Source organism: Methanocalculus natronophilus (genome assembly GCF_038751955.1).
GTDB classification, from domain to species: Archaea; Halobacteriota; Methanomicrobia; order Methanomicrobiales; family Methanocorpusculaceae; genus Methanocalculus; species Methanocalculus natronophilus.
Genome location: NZ_JBCEXH010000019.1, coordinates 1 through 1,488 on the forward strand (window position 1 = coordinate 1; position 1,488 = coordinate 1,488).

Annotated in this window: 5 protein-coding genes; all 5 read left to right on the plus strand. The window is 39.3% G+C overall.

The genetic code is table 11. From position 1 onward, the window contains the following. Positions 1-169 (plus strand): translation initiation factor IF-1 (infA, locus tag ABCO64_RS10065; RefSeq protein WP_343089358.1); only part of this gene is annotated, 169 nt, incomplete at its 5' end. Positions 170-203: 34 nt separating this feature from the next. Then, on the plus strand, positions 204-317 hold the full coding sequence (gene rpmJ, locus ABCO64_RS10070; protein ID WP_343089355.1) for a 50S ribosomal protein L36: 114 nt from the start codon (positions 204-206) through the stop codon (positions 315-317). Between the two features lie 14 nt (positions 318-331). After that, positions 332-697, plus strand: a complete 366-nt coding sequence (gene rpsM / locus ABCO64_RS10075) for a 30S ribosomal protein S13 (protein WP_343089356.1) — start codon at positions 332-334, stop codon at positions 695-697. Positions 698-710: 13 nt separating this feature from the next. After that, positions 711-1,097 carry a 30S ribosomal protein S11 gene (gene rpsK / locus ABCO64_RS10080; RefSeq protein ID WP_343089357.1) on the plus strand — a complete coding sequence of 129 codons (387 nt, stop codon included), beginning with the start codon at positions 711-713 and terminating at the stop codon, positions 1,095-1,097. Positions 1,098-1,127: 30 nt separating this feature from the next. Continuing rightward, positions 1,128-1,488 (plus strand): hypothetical protein (locus ABCO64_RS10085; RefSeq protein ID WP_425463703.1); only part of this gene is annotated, 361 nt, incomplete at its 3' end.

Genomic DNA, 1,488 nt, shown 5'->3' on the forward strand with positions numbered 1-1,488 from the left:
TCCTAACACGGAGTTTCTAGTAGAGCTAGACAATGGCCATCGAATCAAAGCACACGTTTCGGGTAAAATCCGTATGTACTACATACGCATTCTACCTGGAGATAAAGTTACGGTAGAACTCTCACCGTACGACTTAACACGTGGGCGTATTACATACCGACACAAATAATTTTTTAAGAGGCTCCAAAGGAGGATAACCAATTATGAAAGTAAGACCATCTGTTAAAAAGATTTGTGATAAGTGCAAAGTAATCAAACGTAAAGGTAAAGTTATGGTTATTTGCGACAATCCAAAGCATAAACAAAGACAAGGTTAATAGGAGGTGCATTTATGGCACGTATCGCAGGAGTAGACATTCCAAGAGACAAACGCATTGTTATTGCATTAACATACATATTCGGAATCGGGAAAAGTGTTTCACAAGAGATTTTAAAAGAAGCTAAAGTCAACGAGAGTACTCGTACAAAAGACCTTAGTGATGATGAATTGAAAAGAATTCGTGAAGCTGTTTCAACGATTAAAACTGAAGGAGACTTAAGACGCGAAGTTTCCCTTAATATTAAAAGACTACAAGAAATTGGCAGCTATAGAGGATTGCGTCATCGTAGAAAGCTACCTGTCCGCGGTCAAAAAACCCGCAACAACGCCCGTACACGAAAAGGCCCTAAAAAGACAGTAGCCAAGAAAAAGAAATAGGAGGCGAAATTAAATGGCACGTAGAACAAGAACAAAACGTCGCGCAAAGAAAAATATACCAGCCGGAGTTGCTCATATTCATTCTACATTCAACAATACAATCATTACCGTCACTGATCCAAACGGAAATGCAATTGCATGGACATCAGCCGGCGCTTTAGGATTCAAAGGAAGCCGTAAATCTACACCATATGCTGCGCAGTTAGCAAGCGAAGCTTGTGCAAAAGCTGCAATGGAGCATGGTGTTCAAAAAGTAGAAGTTTCAGTTAAGGGCCCAGGTCCAGGACGTGAAGCTGCAATTCGCTCATTACAAACCGCGGGATTAGAGATTACTGCAATCAAAGACGAGACTCCAATTCCTCACAATGGATGTCGTCCACCAAAACGACCACGTGGCTAGTTTTGAAAGAAATCAAGGGAGGTTTTTCTTTTGAAAGATTTAAAATTTTTAAAACCAGAAACTAAAATCATCTCTGAAGGGGACACTAAAGGCGAGTTTGAAATTACGCCACTTGAAAGAGGATATGGAATTACATTAGGAAACTCTTTACGCAGAATTCTTCTTTCCTCATTACCAGGTGCAGCAATTGTAAATGCTCAAATTGAAGGTGTTCAACATGAGTTTTCAGCGATGGAGGGTGTTGTAGAAGACATTACTTCAATCGTTTTAAATCTAAAAGAAGTGATTTTAACTATTGACGATGATGATCCTAATGTTGAAAAAACATTAGAAATTGACGTTGAAGGGCCAAAAACAGTAACAGCAGCTGATATCAATACAAAAGGTGATC

Bases quoted from the DNA above. Each gene is read 5' to 3' on its own strand.
- rpsK (WP_343089357.1), top strand. From the start codon at position 711: ATGGCACGTAGAACAAGAACAAAACGTCGCGCAAAGAAAAATATACCA.
- rpmJ (WP_343089355.1), top strand. From the start codon at position 204: ATGAAAGTAAGACCATCTGTTAAAAAGATTTGTGATAAGTGCAAAGTA.
- rpsM (WP_343089356.1), top strand. From the start codon at position 332: ATGGCACGTATCGCAGGAGTAGACATTCCAAGAGACAAACGCATTGTT.